The sequence below is a fragment of the Streptomyces sp. NPDC050674 genome (assembly GCF_040654575.1).
Lineage (GTDB): Bacteria > Actinomycetota > Actinomycetes > Streptomycetales > Streptomycetaceae > Streptomyces.
In genome coordinates this window covers 217,959-233,573 of sequence record NZ_JBFAIG010000007.1, presented here as the reverse complement: position 1 = coordinate 233,573, position 15,615 = coordinate 217,959, and the positions used below count along the sequence as shown (strand labels likewise).

At 73.9% G+C, this 15,615-nt stretch carries 11 protein-coding genes; 3 read left to right on the top strand and 8 right to left on the bottom strand.

Translation table 11 applies throughout. The annotated features are described in order from the left end of the window. Positions 1–94: 94 nt before the first annotated feature. Positions 95–1,414: a helix-turn-helix domain-containing protein gene (locus tag AB0I06_RS14565; RefSeq protein ID WP_363119113.1), complete on the top strand. Its 1,320-nt coding sequence runs from the start codon at positions 95–97 to the stop codon at positions 1,412–1,414. Here AB0I06_RS14565 and AB0I06_RS14560 read toward each other — a convergent pair. Further along, positions 1,411–3,153 carry a pyruvate dehydrogenase gene (locus tag AB0I06_RS14560; RefSeq protein WP_363119112.1) on the bottom strand — a complete coding sequence of 581 codons (1,743 nt, stop codon included), beginning with the start codon at positions 3,151–3,153 and terminating at the stop codon, positions 1,411–1,413. The genes AB0I06_RS14565 and AB0I06_RS14560 overlap by 4 nt on opposite strands. A gap of 66 nt (positions 3,154–3,219) precedes the next feature. Continuing rightward, positions 3,220–4,983: a protein phosphatase 2C domain-containing protein gene (locus tag AB0I06_RS14555; RefSeq protein ID WP_363119111.1), complete on the bottom strand. Its 1,764-nt coding sequence runs from the start codon at positions 4,981–4,983 to the stop codon at positions 3,220–3,222. Between the two features lie 209 nt (positions 4,984–5,192). On the opposite strand from AB0I06_RS14555, the gene AB0I06_RS14550 reads away from it, so the two are divergent. Further along, positions 5,193–5,675, top strand: coding sequence for a DUF456 domain-containing protein (locus AB0I06_RS14550; protein WP_363119110.1), 483 nt, complete (start codon positions 5,193–5,195; stop codon positions 5,673–5,675). Positions 5,676–5,678: 3 nt separating this feature from the next. On the opposite strand, the gene AB0I06_RS14545 is transcribed toward AB0I06_RS14550, so the two are convergent. The 6 genes from AB0I06_RS14545 to AB0I06_RS14520 all read right to left on the bottom strand — a co-directional run bounded on the left by AB0I06_RS14545 (position 5,679) and on the right by AB0I06_RS14520 (position 13,811). Continuing rightward, the gene (locus AB0I06_RS14545; protein ID WP_363119109.1) at positions 5,679–6,173 is read right to left on the bottom strand and encodes a methylated-DNA--[protein]-cysteine S-methyltransferase; all 495 of its coding nucleotides are present in this window, start codon (positions 6,171–6,173) and stop codon (positions 5,679–5,681) included. Next, entirely contained in the window at positions 6,173–7,585 is a 1,413-nt protein-coding gene (locus AB0I06_RS14540) for an AlkA N-terminal domain-containing protein (protein ID WP_363119108.1), read from the bottom strand. The genes AB0I06_RS14545 and AB0I06_RS14540 overlap by 1 nt, the downstream gene beginning before the upstream one ends. Before the next feature lie 729 nt (positions 7,586–8,314). Beyond that, the gene (gene rsgA, locus AB0I06_RS14535; RefSeq protein ID WP_363119107.1) at positions 8,315–9,421 is read right to left on the bottom strand and encodes a ribosome small subunit-dependent GTPase A; all 1,107 of its coding nucleotides are present in this window, start codon (positions 9,419–9,421) and stop codon (positions 8,315–8,317) included. 210 nt (positions 9,422–9,631) lie between these two features. Further along, complete coding sequence (locus AB0I06_RS14530) at positions 9,632–11,122, bottom strand: cellulose-binding domain-containing protein (RefSeq protein WP_363119106.1); 1,491 nt, start codon at positions 11,120–11,122, stop codon at positions 9,632–9,634. A gap of 234 nt (positions 11,123–11,356) precedes the next feature. Further along, positions 11,357–12,679: a radical SAM protein gene (locus tag AB0I06_RS14525; protein WP_363119105.1), complete on the bottom strand. Its 1,323-nt coding sequence runs from the start codon at positions 12,677–12,679 to the stop codon at positions 11,357–11,359. Between the two features lie 124 nt (positions 12,680–12,803). Then, positions 12,804–13,811: a hydroxyacid dehydrogenase gene (locus AB0I06_RS14520; protein ID WP_363119104.1), complete on the bottom strand. Its 1,008-nt coding sequence runs from the start codon at positions 13,809–13,811 to the stop codon at positions 12,804–12,806. Between the two features lie 180 nt (positions 13,812–13,991). Between AB0I06_RS14520 and AB0I06_RS14515 the strand changes: the two genes are divergently transcribed. After that, positions 13,992–15,248: a D-arabinono-1,4-lactone oxidase gene (locus AB0I06_RS14515; RefSeq protein ID WP_363119103.1), complete on the top strand. Its 1,257-nt coding sequence runs from the start codon at positions 13,992–13,994 to the stop codon at positions 15,246–15,248. The last annotated feature ends 367 nt before the right edge of the window (positions 15,249–15,615 follow it).

Here is a 15,615-nt window from a genome sequence, read left to right as displayed (position 1 = left end):
GCGGTGGAACCATCCCAGCCCGTCTGACGTGCAGGTACATGAGGTGCCTGGGATGCCGTTCCGGGCCGGGTCGGACCGTGAGGACGGGGGAACGGTGTCGGCAGACAAGCACGTCGACGACGTCGGGGAGTTCGCGGCGCTGCTGAGGACGCTGAAGGAGCGCACGGACCGCAGTTACGGTGCGCTGGCCCGGCGTCTGGCGATGAACACCTCGACCCTGCACCGCTACTGCGCGGGCGAGGCGGTCCCGGTGGACTTCGCCCCCGTGGAGCGTTTCGCCGCCCTGTGCGGGGCGTCCCCGCAGGAGCGTCTGGAGCTCCACCGCCGGTGGCTCCTGGCGGTGGCGGCACGGCAGCGGCCCCGGGCGGCGTCCCCGGCCGTGACGGCCGGGGACGAACAGGGCGCGCTCGCCGCGGTGGCGGAGGAACCGCGGCCCGCGCCGCGAGCCGTCGACGGCCCTGCCGGCGAGGCGGCGCCGCTCCCCCGCCGTCCCTGGTACCGCCGCGGACGCGTCGCGGCCGGCCTGGTGGTGGCCTGCGCGGTGCTCGCGGCACTCGGGAGCCTCGCCGCGCTGCCGGACGGGCGGCGTGCGTCCGCCGGCGACCGCGCCCCGTCGGCCGGTCCGGCCCCGACCGTGACGGCGGAGCCGAAGGCCCCGGACCGCGCCGGCACGGCCTCCCCCACCCCGAACGGCGGCTCCCCCACCCCCGAGCGCCCCTCGCCCTCCGCCACGGCGACGAAGAAGCCCGCCCCCTCCTCCTCCGCCCGCGCCACCCCCGCCGACGCGGACGACTCCACCGCCCCGCTCACCTGGTCGGCCGACTCCCAGGCGTGGAAGCTTGGCTGCGGTCACGACTACGTCGTCGCCGCGCCGCCCGGGGAGGTGCCACCGCCACCGGTCCCGCAGGACGCCGGGGTCTGGGCCGCCTCACAGAACGCGGTGCACGGCGGCGAGACACTCGTGCGGCTGTCCGTCCAGGGGCGCACCGACACGGCGGTGGTGCTGGAGGCGCTGCGGGTGCGCGTGGTGGGACGCACGGCACCCGCGCAGGGCAACGCCTACGCCATGGACCGGGGGTGCGGCGGTGCCCTGACCCCGCGCTCCTTCGACGTGAACCTCGACAAGGACCGCCCCATCGCCCGGGCGGTCGCCGGGAACGACACGGGTAAGCCGATCCCGGCGGTGCGCATGCCCTACCGCGTCTCCGCCCGGGACCCGGAGGTGCTGCTCGTCAACGCCAGGACCCAGGCGTGCGACTGCCGCTGGTACCTGGAGCTGGACTGGTCCTCCCAGGGACGCACGGGCACGGTCCGGATCGACGACGGCGGCCGCCCGTTCCGGACCAGCGGCATCAAGGGCCTGCCCCGCTGGGTGTACGACACCTCGGCACGCGCGTGGACGCCGTACGACTAAAATCGGGGCACGTTGCGCAGGTTGGACCGGGCCATCTGGAGCATCCGGCCGACGCCGCCGTCCAGCACGATCTTCGAGGCGGACAGGGCGAAGCCGGTCACCATCTCGGCCTTGATCTTCGGTGGGATGGACAGCGCGTTGGGGTCGGTGACGACGTCGACGAGGGCCGGGCCCTTGTGCTTGAAGGCGTCCTTCAGCGCCCCGGCGAGGTCCTTGGGCTTCTCGACGCGCACCCCGTAGGCACCGCAGGCGCGGGCGACGGCGGCGAAGTCGGGGTTCTTGTTGGCGGTGCCGTGTGACGGCAGGCCGGCGACCAGCATCTCCAACTCGACCATGCCGAGGGAGGAGTTGTTGAACAGGACGACCTTGACCGGGAGGTCGTACTGCACCAGCGTCAGGAAGTCGCCCATCAGCATGGAGAAGCCGCCGTCGCCGGACATCGACACGACCTGCCGCTTGCGGTCGGTGAACTGCGCGCCGATCGCCATGGGCAGCGCGTTCGCCATCGAGCCGTGGGAGAAGGAACCGATGACACGGCGGCGGCCGTTGGGTGAGATGTAGCGGGCGGCCCAGACGTTGCACATGCCGGTGTCGACGGTGAACACGGCGTCGTCGGCGGCCACTTCGTCCAGCACGGACGCCACGTACTCGGGGTGGATCGGCGTGTGCTTCTCGACCTTGCGCGTGTAGGCCTTCACCACCCCCTCCAGCGCGTCCGCGTGCTTCTTCAGCATCCGGTCCAGGAAGCGGCGGTTCTTCTTCTCCTTCACCCGCGGGATCAGACAGCGCAGTGTCTCCCGTACGTCACCCCACACCGCGAGGTCCAGCTTGGAGCGGCGGCCCAGGTGTTCCGGCCGGATGTCGACCTGGACGATCTTCACGTCGTCGGGGAGGAAGGCGTTGTAGGGGAAGTCGGTGCCGAGCAGGATCAGCAGGTCGCACTCGTGGGTCGCCTCGTAGGCGGCGCCGTACCCGAGCAGTCCGCTCATGCCGACGTCGAAGGGGTTGTCGTACTGGATCCACTCCTTGCCGCGCAGGGCGTGTCCGACCGGGGACTTGATCTTCCCGGCGAACTCCATGACCTCGGCGTGCGCGCCCGCGGTGCCGCTGCCGCAGAACAAGGTGACCTTGCCGGCCTCGTCGATCATCTCGACGAGCCGGTCGATCTCGGCGTCACCGGGGCGGACCGTCGGCCGGGAGGTGACGAGGGCGGTCTCGACGGCCTGCTCCGGGGCGGGCTCGTCGGCGATGTCGCCGGGCAGGGTGACGACGCTGACGCCGCTGCGGCCGACGGCGTTCTGGATGGCGGTCTGGAGCAGCCGCGGCATCTGCTGCGGGCTGGAGATCATCTCGCTGTAGTGGCTGCACTCGGCGAACAGCCGGTCGGGGTGGGTCTCCTGGAAGTAGCCGAGGCCGATCTCGCTGGAGGGGATGTGCGAGGCCAGGGCGAGCACCGGGGCCATGGAGCGGTGGGCGTCGTAGAGGCCGTTGATGAGGTGGAGGTTGCCGGGGCCGCAGGAACCGGCGCAGGCGGCGAGGCCGCCGGTGATCTGCGCTTCGGCGCTGGCGGCGAAGGCGGCGGTCTCCTCGTGCCGGACGTGGATCCAGTCGATGGCGGAGTTACGGCGGACTGCGTCGACGATCGGGTTGAGACTGTCGCCGACGACGCCGTAGAGGCGTTTGACCCCGGCACGGGTCAGGATGTCGACGAACTGTTCCGCGACGTTCTGTTTGGCCATGGTTCTCGTCTGCCCCTTCGGTCTCCTGGGATCCCTCCGGGTTCCATCAAGTCACACCGCTCGCGCTCACGCCTCCCACACCGCGGCGGCCGTACGGTCGTCCGCATAACCTTTGACCCGTACTTGGGAGTCGGCGAGGAACGCGGCGAGGCCGGGCGGCTCGGGGCGGGACCAGCGCTCGGCGAGGTACTCGCCCAGTTCGGGCTCACCGCGCAGCGGTTCGGCGAGGCCGCCGCTGCACATCAGGAGCGTGTCACCCGGGCGGGCGACGGAGGTGCGGAAGCGGAAGGGCTCGCGGGGCGGCTCCGGGGCCGGTTCGTAGGGGCTGGGCGGGGTCGGGATGCCCAGGTCCATGGTGAGCCGGTCGCCCTCGGGCGTCTCGGAGGGCGGCGAGCCGAACCCCACGACGGGTTCGCCCCTGACGTCGGCGACGGGCGGTTCGATGTCCTGCCACTCCCCCTCCCGCAACCGGAACAGTCCGCCCGGACCGACCCCGAAGAACACGCGGGTGCGGCAGGCGGGATCGGCCGGCAGCAGCAGACAGCGCAGGCTGGCCGCGTACTCCTCCGGGTCGAGCCCCCGTTCGGAGGCGCTGGCCCGCAGCTTGCCGAGACTGCGGTCGGTGAGCCGGTGCAGCCCGGACTTCAGGTCACCGCGGCGGCCGTCCCTTATGTCCTCGACCAGGCGTGCGTGGCTGCGCCCGACGGCCCTGCCGATCCAGTGGCAGGCCTCGGCGGCGGCCCGGTGCGCACCGGGTGCGGCCCGGGCCCCGGTCGCCATCGCCACCAGCAGCAGCGCGCGCTCCCCTGTCCCGAACCGGGCCGTGAGCAGCGAGTCCCTGCGGGGCTCACCCCGGTACCGCGCGGAGTCGCCCCGCACCGAGACGGCCCGCAACGTACAGGCTCCGTACCGGGCCCCGTCGAGCACGGTGTCCGCCACGAGGTCGTCGAGGTCGTCCGGATCGGCGGCCGGGAGAGCCGTGGGCTCGGCGTCATAGGTGGGCGGCCGGGTCCCCACGTGGCCACGGGAGTGGGGGACGGACACGGGCCGCTCGATCCGGGGGCCGGCCTCTTCGGGCGGAGCGGGCGGCTCGGCGGGGCGTGGCGGCGCCGAGGGGGGGTCCATGGGCGGTGGAGCCGTGGGGGGTGGGGCCGTGGGCGGTGGGGCCGTGGGCGGCGGCCCGGCCGGGCGCGGGGGCAGGGGCGGCAGTTCTCCGGGACTGGCAGGCGAGGCCTGCGGTCCTGCCGGAGAGGTGGGGATCACCGGCGCGTCGTCCACCGTGGCCGAGCGGGACCCGAGGTCCGGCCAGGTGGGAGGCGCCGTGCGGGGCGGGGGGACCGGGGGCGCGGAGGAGGGGGGCCGCCCCGGCCCGGCCGGGGCCCCACCGGAGCCACCCGGCGAAGCCGCACCGCCCGGACCCTCCGGTGGGAGCCCACCGGGGTCGGCCCCCGGCCGAGCCGCGTCGTCCCGGCCGGCGGAGGGAGGGGACGCCGCCGGGAAGCTCGCCGGCCCCGGTGGGCGGGGCGGTGGCGGTTCCCAGGGGGCGCGTGGTGGAGTCCGGTCGGCCGGGGGCAGCGCGTCGGGGAAGTCGTCGGCTCCGGTCCGGGGCGCCGGGACCACCGGCTCCGCTCCGTACGGCCGCGCCGTCCGCCCCTCCGCCGGACCGGACCGCCCTCGCGGCCCGTCGCCCACCGCTCCGGACGCCGAGGCGAACCGGTCGTCCAGGGAATCCGGTGCCGGTGCCGGGCCGGTGTCGTCGGTGGAGTCGTCGTACAACTGCCTCCACCAGTCGTCCTCGTGACCGGTGGGCCTTCCCCCCTGCTGGCTCATGCCCGTAATTGTCCACCGCACGAGCGGGATGAAAACGGGGCTTGTGGAAAAAACCGGCCCGCCGCGGCCTCGTGAACGGCACGTCGAGTGAGTCGTAGAACGGCCATGCGAATCGGGCCCCGGCGGGGCGCGAGCGGCTGACCTGCGGGTCTGGGCTGCGGCCAGGCTCCTGACCTGCGCGTTCTCGCGGGTTCCGGCAGTCTGGTCAGATGGGAGTGTGGGACCTCCTGCTGGTCGGGCTGGTCATCCTGCTCGGGCTGTGCGGAGTGCTGCTGCCCGCCATGCCGGGATCGTGGCTGGTGTGGGCCGCGGTCCTGTGGTGGGCGCTGAAGGATCCGCAGCCCGTCGCCTGGTGGGTGCTGGTCGGCGCCACGGTCCTGCTGCTCGCCTCCCAGGCCGCGCGCTGGGCCCTGCCCCCGCGGCGGCTGCGGATGAACGGCACCACCCGCCGCATGCTGGCCTGCGCCGGAGCCGGTTCCCTCCTCGGTTTCGTCCTGGTGCCCGTCCTCGGCGCGATCCCGGGATTCCTGGGCGGGGTGTACCTGTTCGAGCGGCTGCGTCTGGGCCGTCACGCCGACGCGGTCGCCGCCCTGCGCACGGTCATGCGCGCGGGCGGCTCCAGCGTCCTGGCCGAACTGTTCACCTGCCAGCTGATCGCGGCGGCCTGGGTGGGCGCGGTGTTCTGGGGCTGAGCCTCAGGCCGCAAGCACACCCTCGTGCGTCAGCAGCCGCACCTTGCGGTCCAGGCCGCCCGCGTAGCCGGTCAGTGCGCCGCCCGCCCCGATCACCCGGTGGCACGGCCGGACCACCAGCAGCGGATTCGCGCCGATCGCCCCGCCCACGGCCCGCACGGCCGCCCGGGGCGCCCCGATGCGCGCGGCGATCTCGCCGTACGTCACGGTCGAGCCGTACGGGATGTCGTCCAGCGCGGCCCAGACCTTCTCCCGGAAGGGCGTGCCCTCGGTGCGAAGGGCCAGGCGGAACTCCTTCAGCTCCCCGGCGAAGTAGGCGGCGAGCTGCTCCTCGGCCTCCCGGAAGGGCCCGGGGTCGCGCCGCCAGTCCTCGCGCACGGTGCGCCCGCCCTTCTGGCCGGGCAGCGACAGGGAGGTCAGCTCGCCGGTCGGGGCGGCGGTGAGGAGCAGCGGCCCGAGGGGGCCGGGCACGGTGGTCCAGTAGGTCGGGTCGGTCATCACAACTCCCACTCCCCTGCTGCGCGCAGGTGGTTCACAGCGTACGAGCGCCAGGGGCGCCAATGGTCGGGGGCGTCGAGGCCGGGCGGCGCCACGTCCGGGTCGCCGAGGGCGCGGGTGCGGATGACCGCGACCGTGCGGGCGTCCAGGCCGGGCACGGCCGGCAGGGCGTGCCGCGTGGCGTCCCGGTCGGCGCCGGGGTCGAGGCGGACGGCCCGGTCGGCGAGGGCGGCGGTGAGCGCGCCGAGGGCGCCGCCGGGTTCGGCCCCGGCGAGGACGGCGGGCTCCGGGAAGAGGTGGGTGAGGCTCCCGCAGGGGGCGTCGAGGGCCTTGCCGTAGCGGCGTACGAGCCGTTCCGCCTCGGCCGGGCCGGTCAGGGCGCGCACCGCGAGTTCCTCGGGGTCGGCGGTGCCCGGTGAGCGCAGTCCGGGCCGGGCGGCGACCAGGGGCGCGAGCCGCGGGTCGGCCGCCAGACGCTCGTCGACGGCATAGGGGTCGGCGTCGAGGTCGAACAGCCGCCGCAGCCGCTGGACGGCGGTGGTGAGGTCGCGCGGGTCGGTGAGGTGCAGCCGGGCGTCGAGCCAGCCGCCCGGGTGGGCGCCGGATCCGGTCCGGGCGGTGCCGGGGCGTTCGTCGACGGCGGCGATGCCGGTGCCGTACGGCAGACGGAGGGTGCGCCGGTAGGTGCGGGTGCCGGGCGGGCCGCTCACCTCCTCGATTCCGGGTACGGCCTCGCGTTCCAGCAGGTCGAAGACGGGGCCGGCCCGGTAGGGGCCCCGGTGGGCGAGCCGGAGCGGAATGCCGGCGTTCGGGGTGGCGGTGCGGCGGTTCCGGCCGTGCCTGGGCGCGGCGGCGCGCAGTGCGCTCGGGGTCGAGTCGTACACGGCGCGGATCGTGTCGTTGAACTGCCGCACGCTGGCGAAGCCCGACGCGAAGGCGATCTCGGTGATCGGCAGCTCGGTGGTCTGCACCAGGACACGCGCGGTGTGGGCCCGCTGCGCCCGGGCGAGAGCGACCGGCCCGGCGCCGAGCTCGGCGGTGAGCTGCCGCTGCACCTGCCGTGCGCTGTAGCCGAGGCGTCCGGCGAGCCCGGCGACGCCCTCCCGGTCGACCACGCCGTCGGCGATCAGCCGCACGGCACGGCCGACCACGTCCGCGCGGACGTTCCACTCGGCGGACCCGGGCACGGCGTCCGGCCGGCACCGCCGGCAGGCCCGGAATCCGGAGCCCTGCGCGGCGGCGGCCGTGGCGAAGAACCGCACGTTGGTCCGCTTCGGGGTGACCGCGGGGCAGCTCGGCCGGCAGTAGATGCCGGTCGTCTCCACGGCGAAGAAGAACACGCCGTCGAAACGGGCGTCGCGGCTGCGTACGGCCTCGTACCTGGTGTCCTCGTCCGTTGCCTGGTCTCTCACGGCTCCAGTCTCCGTCGCCGGCCGAACGGCCGCTGGCGGAAATCGGACACCGAGATGGATCCGGGAGCGCGGGGTGAACGGCCCCCGCTGCTTGCCCGGCGCCTGACGGGAGTCTCGATGGGTCACGGGGCGCGGCGCGGGCACGGCCGGGGGGACGACCGGGGCGCTTGCGGCCGGGGCCGCAAACCGGGGCGCCCACCGGACCGCCGACGGCCGGGGGCCCACCGAGCCGCGGACGGCCCGGGGGGCGATGACCGCAGGCTGATGGCCAGGTCGCGCGAACCGAGGGCTGACGGCCGGGGCGCCGACCAGACCGCCGACGGGCCAGGGTGCCCACCGGACCGCGGACGGCCGGGGCCCAGCGGGACGCGGCCGGGCCGGGTCTGCTGCCCCTGGCGCGCCGCCCCGAGGCCGGGGACGGTTGCCCCGCCCGGGGTCGGGACACCCGACCCCCGGGCGACGCCGGCCCGGCACTGCGGCACCGGACCGCCGTGACACCGACCCCGCAACGGGACGACGGGCCCGGCGGCACCGGCCCGGCACTGGGGCACCGGACCCCGTGACACCGCCCCCCCCAACGGGACGACGGGCCCGGCGGCACCGGACCCACAACGGGAACCGAATCCCCGGCGACGCTGCCCCCGCAATGGGACACCGAACCCCCGGCGACGCCCCCGCAAGGACAACGGCCCGCCGGGAGACCCAGCCCCACCGCAGGGCGCGGAGGCGTCACGCGCGCCAGTGCGCTCCCCGCTTCGCCTCCAGTGCGGCCTTGCCCATCGCCCCCTTCCGCTTCCAGTCCTTGCGGATCTCCGCCCGCAGCCGGGCGTCGGTCTTGGCGACGATGCGCTGGTTCTCCCGCAGCAGCTTGCGGTAGCTCTGAAGCCGTCGCTCCGGCAGATCACCGGTCTCGACGGCGGCGAGCACGGCGCAGCCCGGCTCGGCCTCGTGGGCGCAGTCGTGGAAGCGGCACCGCTCGGCCAGTTCCTCGATCTCGGAGAACACCTGCCCGACGCCGGTCCCGGCGTCCCACAGGCCGACGCCGCGCAGCCCGGGCGTGTCGATCAGGACGCCCCCGCCGGGCAGGGCGAGCAGGTTGCGCGTGGTGGTGGTGTGACGGCCCTTGCCGTCGACGTCCCGGGTGGCCTGGACGTCCATGACGTCCTCGCCGAGCAGCGCGTTGGCGAGGGTCGACTTGCCCGCGCCGGACTGCCCGAGCAGCACGGACGTCCCCCCGCCGACGATCGCGGCGAGCACGTCGAGCCCGTCCCCGTCGACGGAGCTGACGGTGACGACCGGCACGCCGGGCGCGCTGGTCTCCACGTCCTGGACGAGGTGGGAGCGGGTCACGGCGTCCGGCACGAGGTCGGCCTTGGTGAGGACGACGACGGGCTGCGCCCCGGACTCCCAGGCGAGGGCGAGGAAGCGCTCGATGCGGCCGAGGTCCAGCTCGACCGCGAGGGACACGGCGATGACGGCGTGGTCGACGTTGGCCGCGAGGATCTGTCCCTCGGAGCGCTGGGAGGAGGTGGAGCGGACGAAGGCGGTGCGGCGCGGCAGGTAGGTGCGCACGTAGCGCGGGTTGCCGCCGGGGTCGACGGCGACCCAGTCGCCGGTGCACACGACCCGCAGGGGGTCGTGCGGGGTGACGAACGCGGTGTCGGCCCGCAGCAGCCCGCCCGCGGTGACGACATCGCACTGCCCGCGGTCGACCCGGACGACCCGGCCGGGCAGCAGCCCTTCCGTCTCGTACGGGGTGAACGCCTCGGCCCAGACCTCGTCCCAGCCGTAGGGAGCGAGCGCGGAGAAAACGGATGCGGCAGAAGAGGAAGACAAGGGTGACCCTTCTCAGGTCGGCCCCGGCCCGACGGTCGGTCGGATCAGCCGGCGGCCATGGAGGTGGACGTGATGATCTGGATGCGAGCAGCGCTCATCGCAATGACAGCCATCGGTCGACACCTCCTCGTCCCTCTTGGTCTGCTTCTCGTCCGGAACCGCCGACTGCGCGGAACCGCCGTCACGTTATCGCGTCACGGCGGAGGCGCGTCAACTGTTTTTCGCGCAGGCACGGCCGTTCAGTTCGAAGCCGTACGGCGGGGAGTTCTTCCCGTGCCAGGAGGCGAGGAAGCCGAAGGCCAGATCGCCGCCCGCGGGGACCGACTTGTTGTAGTCGGCGGCGGTGGCGGTGACGCGGGAGCCGTTCTGGGCGACGGAGGCGTCCCACATCTGGCCGACCTGCTGGCCGTCCCGGAAGGACCAGGCGACGCGCCAGGAGTCGAGCGGCTCGGTGCTGGTGACGGTGACGGTGGCCTGGAAGCCGTCGGGCCACTGGTTGACCAGGTCGTACTCGACGCGGCAGACGGGCTCGTCCTTCTCGTCGGGTTCGCTCCGGTCGGTGGGCGAGGAGGTGCCCTGGGGTTCGGTGTGGCGGTTCTCGCCGTCCGGCGTGCCGGAGGGGTCCGACCGCTTGGTGCGCTCGGTGTTCCGGGCGGCCGGCTTCGAGGTCGCGGGCGGCAGGGACGGGGCGGACGGCAGGGAGGGGCCGGGGTCGGCCACCGGCTGACGGTCGCCGCCGGGTGCACCGAGGTCGTCGCCCTCGCCGCCGAAGGGCATGAGCGAGACGCCGAGGGCGAGCGCGGAGACCAGGACGGCGGCGACGAGGAGGCCGTTGCGGGCCACGCGCGTCTTCTGCTCGGCGTCCTCCGGCTCTCCCCCCTTCTGGTCGGCCGCGCCGGGTCGTCCGGCGCCGAGGCGCACCTCGGCGGCGCGGCGGCGGCGCTCCAGATATGCAAGGCCGCCCCAGCCGATCACCCCGCCGGCCAGCGCACCGGGCAGCCCGCCGCCGTGCAGGCGCAGACAGGCGGCGGCCTCGGCGCACTGCACGCAGGTGGCGAGGTGGCGGGAGAGGTCACCGGGGGTGTCGGCGGCGGAGGAACGGGTGACGGCGTCCAGCAGCCGGGCGTAGCTGCGGCACCCGGCGTCCATCGGCGTGTCGAGGTGGTTGCGGTGGCAGCGGTCCCTGAACAGGGTGCGCACCTGCTGGAGTTCCTCGGCGGCGCCGGCCGGGTCGAGGCCCAGACGGCGGGCGACCAGGGGCAGGGGCAGCGCCTCCACCTCGGCGAACCAGAGCAGTTCGGCGTCGGGCTGCTGGAGATCGCGCAGACCGCGCAGCGCGAGCGGGCGTTGCAGCGGCGGGCCGGTGTAGCGGGCGGCCTTGTCCGAGTTGAGCCACAGCCGCAGGTCGGGGTCGAGTTTGTGGCCCTGCCCCTCCTCCTCCCAGGCGGCTGCCGTGGTGCGTACGGCGGTCAGCAGCAGGGGTATGCGGGGCAGCCGGGCCGGGCGGCGGCCGGTGCCGCGGACCGGGCCGGTCTCCGCGGCGCGGGCCTCACGTATGCCGAGTGCGAACGCCTCGCGGCCGAGCTGTGCGGCGGCGGAGGAGCCGGAGGTGCACAGATCGGCGTACGCGAGGACCGCGTCCCAGCACTCGGAGAACAGCGCGGCCTCGGTGGCGTCCTGAGGGGTCGGCAGGTCGGGCATGAGTCTCCTGCATCCACAAGCGAGGTCAACTCACCACATCGGCATCGGAGTTGGGGGGAACCCTCGCGGCAGGGCAAGAGCTTTTCACGCCTCTCACACAACTGACAAGCGCCCTGTTCAGATATCACGACAGGACGGCCGCACCCCCATGACTCCGGTGTCGGAGTGTCATACGGGTACGGCCGCCCTGCGACTCAATGCCGTGGCGTCTCCGGGGAAGACGTCACCGAAGCGTTATCGGACGGCGGTCGGCGCGTCGGCCGGGAGGCTGTCCATGAAGGAGCTGACGGAGAAGACCGCGTTGCCGGCACCGGGCGGACCGTAGCCGGGGGGCGAGGAGAGGCCGAAGTCCTCCATGGTCTGCCGGTAGGCCTGGAGCAGCCGGATGTGGTACTCCAGCGGCGCGCCCTGCGGGTTGGCCTTGCCGAGCGGGGTCGTGGGTTCCGGGCACCAGGTGGTGAAGCGGGGCGTGATGCCGTGCGACATGAAGAAGCGCAGGCCTTCGGTGGTGGAGGCGATGGCCTCGTCGACCGTCTTGAAGCCGAACGGCTCGGCCATCTCCACGCCCGCCACGAAGTTGGGGATGACGTTGCGCGCGCCGAAGACCTCCGCCGAGTCCAGGATGCGCTTGTGCCACTCGTCGCGGCCGACGTAGCGCTCCTTGCCGGGGCAGTACATCTTGAACAGGTACTCGTCCCACACCTCGTAGTTGGGGTGGTAGATCTGCACGCCGTAGTCCTTGAAGCGCTGGACGTCGTCGCGCGGCAGCGCCTGGGCCACGACCTTGCCGATCCAGCGGCCGGGGAAGCGCTCCTCGATGGCCTTGGCGTAGTGGCCGTAGAAGTCGGCCTCGTCGCGGCCGGAAACCGTCTTGGTGATGGCGCCGCCGGTGAGGGTGTAGGCGGTGGAGGCCTTGGCGGTGTCGTAGCGGTCGATGATCTCCAGCGCCTCCAGGACCTCCTCCACGTCCTTGACGCCCGTGTAGGGCCGGCCGGCGGCCTTGTGCTGGCGCCAGTTGTGGTTGATGTCGCAGTACTGGCACTCCTCCTTGGCGCCGAAGTACTGGCAGACCCGGAAGACCGTCAGGTAGATCAGGTAACCCCACTGGATGGTCGGGGCGACCTCCATGACCGACTTCCCGTTGGAGAGGGTGTGCCGGTAGTACTCGGGCATCGGCGGCACGCCGACGTCGGAGATGCGCCTGCCCTCGAGGTAGAGGCCGAGCACGCCGTCCTCGTTCGCGGCGACGCGGTAGGGCGAGGCGGGGTTCACCCGGACCGAGACGACCGTGCGGCGCAGGTCGTAGGGGCCACCGGTGAGGATGATCTCCTCGGGCGGCCGGCGCAGCGCGGCCTCGCCCAGCTCGGGCAGGGTGCCGTGGTCGAAGGAGAAGATGAAGTACGACTTCGGCTTGACCTCGCCGCCCTCGTTGTCGCTGAGCGCGGACGGGTCGAAGGCGACGCCGCCGCGGAGCAGGTCCTCCTTGAAGACGGCCTCCCGCGGTACGTGCGGGAACCGCTCCATCAGATCCTCGACCAGCGCGGTACGGCTGCCCATCCCGTTGCTCCTCCCGGTTCGGACGTACGACTCCTCACGGTATGCCCATGGGTGTACGCGGCCGGTACCGGGTCCCCCCGAGTCGACGCAATGCCCCGTTCGTGGCGTTTCGCGGGCGTGCGGTTCAGGCTTCGTGTGCCAGTGCCGCCCAGTCCACCGCGTACGCCGGGCTCTCCCCGGCCAGCAGCCGCTCCGCCTCCTGGGCGACGGTCAGGCCGAGCCGGGCCAGCTCGTTGCCCTGGGAGCCCGCGAGGTGCGGGGTGACGAAGGCACCGGGCAGGTCGTAGAGGGGCGAGTCTTCGGGGAGCGGCTCGGGGTCGGTGACGTCCAGGATCGCGGTCAGCCGCCCGGTGCGCAGTTCCGCCACCAGGGCGTCGTGGTCGACCAGCGCGCCGCGCGCGGTGTTGATCAGCACGGCCCCGTCGGGCATCAGGGCCAGCTCGCGGCGGCCGATCATGTGGTGGGTCTCGGGCGTCTCGGGGGCGTGGACGGTGACGATGGCGCAGGTGCGCAGCAGCTCGTCCAGGGGCAGCAGGGGGACGCCGAGCGCGGCGGCCTGCCGTTCGTCGACGTACGGGTCGGTGAGGGCCGGCCGCAGGTCGAAGGGGCGCAGCAGCTCCAGGACACGGCGGCCGATGCGCGAGGCGCCGATGACGCCGACCCGGCGGCCGTAATTGCCGATGCCGGGGATGACGCCCCAGCCGGTGGACGTGCGGGAGGTGCGCATCCGCTCACGGGCGGCGAGGACGTCCTTCCCGGCGAGCAGGATCATGGCGAGGGTGTACTCGGCGACCGGCACCGCGTTGGCGACGGCCGCCGACGACAGGGCGATGCCGCGCTCGCGCAGGGCCGGGGTGGCGAAGGACTTCACGGAGCCGGCGGAGTGCAGCACCGCCCGCAGCCGGGGAGCGGCGTCGAGGACCTTCTCGTCGAGGCGGGGGCATCCCCAGCCGGTCACCAGAATCTCGGTCCGGGCCAGCGTGTCGAGCACACGCGGGTCGGTGAGGTCCTCGGCCACGAGGCCCGGGTCGACGTCCACGGACTCCCGCAGCCGCGCCAGCACCTCGGGCGGGAAGACCTGCGGCACGTTCTCGGCGGCCATGGCGAACAGTCCTTGGGGGCGCTGGCTCAAGGAGGTGACCTTCCGGCTCGGGGGCGGCGCTGCGGAAACGTTCCGGTAAGACCTGTAGAAACCGCTCTCTACGCTGCATACCGTAGGCCGGGCGGGGCAGCGGCGGCAATGGACGCCGGGGGCGGGGTAGGTTCCGGCGGGGGCATCCCGGTCCCCGCCGTCTCGGGGAAGGACGACGCGATGAACGGGACCGTGACCAACTGGGCGGGCAACATCACCTACGCGGCCAAGGAACTGCACCGGCCCGGCTCGCTCACCGCGCTGCGCGCGCTCGTCGCGGACGGCGACCGGGTGCGGGTCCTGGGCAGCGGGCACTCGTTCAACGCGATCGCCGAACCGGGCCCCGAGGGCGTCCTGTTGTCGCTGGCAGGCCTGCCCCCGGAGGTGGACGTCGACACGGCCGCCCGTACGGTCCGCGTCGGCGGCGGTGTGCGCTACGCGGAACTGGCCCGCCGGGTGCACGGTCAGGGACTCGCGCTGCACAACATGGCGTCCCTGCCGCACATCTCGGTGGCCGGGTCGGTCGCCACCGGGACCCACGGCTCGGGGGTGCTCAACGGGCCGCTGTCGGCGTCCGTGCGCGAGGTGGAGCTGGTCACGGCCGACGGCTCGACGGTCACGATAGGCCGGGACGAGGAGCGGTTCGGCGGGGCCGTCACCTCACTCGGCGCGCTCGGTGTCGTCACCGCGCTCACCCTGGACCTGGAGCCGGCCTACGAGGTGGAGCAGTACGTCTTCACCGAACTGCCGCTCCAGGGCCTGGACTCCGGGACGTTCGAGACGGTGATGGCGACGGGGTACAGCGTCAGCCTGTTCACCGACTGGCGGGAACCGGGCTTCAGGCAGGTGTGGCTCAAGCGGCGCACCGACCAGCCACTGCCGGCCTTCCCCTGGGCCGCTCCCGCCAGGGAGAAGATGCATCCGGTGCCGGGCATGCCCGCGCTCAACTGCACCGAGCAGTTCGGCGTGCCGGGGCCGTGGCACCAGCGGCTGCCGCACTTCCGGGCGGAGTTCGTCCCGAGCAGCGGGGCGGAGCTTCAGTCGGAGTACCTGCTGCCGCGCGGGCACGCCGTGGAGGTGCTGCGCGCGCTCGACGCGATCCGGGGGACGGTCGCGCCCGTCCTGCAGACCTGCGAGGTGCGCACGGTGGCCGGTGACGACCAGTGGCTGAGTCCCTCCCACGGCCGGGACACCGTCGCGGCGCACTTCACCTGGATCGAGGACACGCAGGCGGTGCTGCCGGTCGTGCGACGGGTCGAGGAGGCGCTGGCCCCCTTCGCCGCACGGCCGCACTGGGGCAAGGTGTTCACGGTGCCCGCGGCTGCCCTGAGCGGGCTGTATCCGCGACTCGGTGACTTCCGGACGCTGGCGCGGGAGCTGGACCCTTCGGGGAAATTCAGCAACGCCTTCGTCCGGGACGTGCTCGCGGGGGCGTAGCCGGGGCGGGCGGTTTCTGGCCCCGCCGGGGAAATGGATCCATACCTTCGCGCGGGGCGTGCGCGCCGGGGCACAACCCGGGCACCGGGCAGGGCGTCACGACGACTCGCGGCCCGAGCGATCTCCGGACCCGCCGGGACATGCAGCCACACACCCGTGCGGAACACGTTCGCCAGGACACAGTCCGGGCGCCGGGCGGATCGTCACGACGGCCCGCCGCGCAGGCGGCCCCCGACCCGCCGAGGAGATGGCGACGCCTTCGTCCGGGCACTGCTCGCTCGCCGGGCACAGTCCGGGCACCGGGCAGGGCGTCACACCGGCCCGCCGCGCCCGACGCGGCGGGCATCGGCGCCGCACGCACGACCCG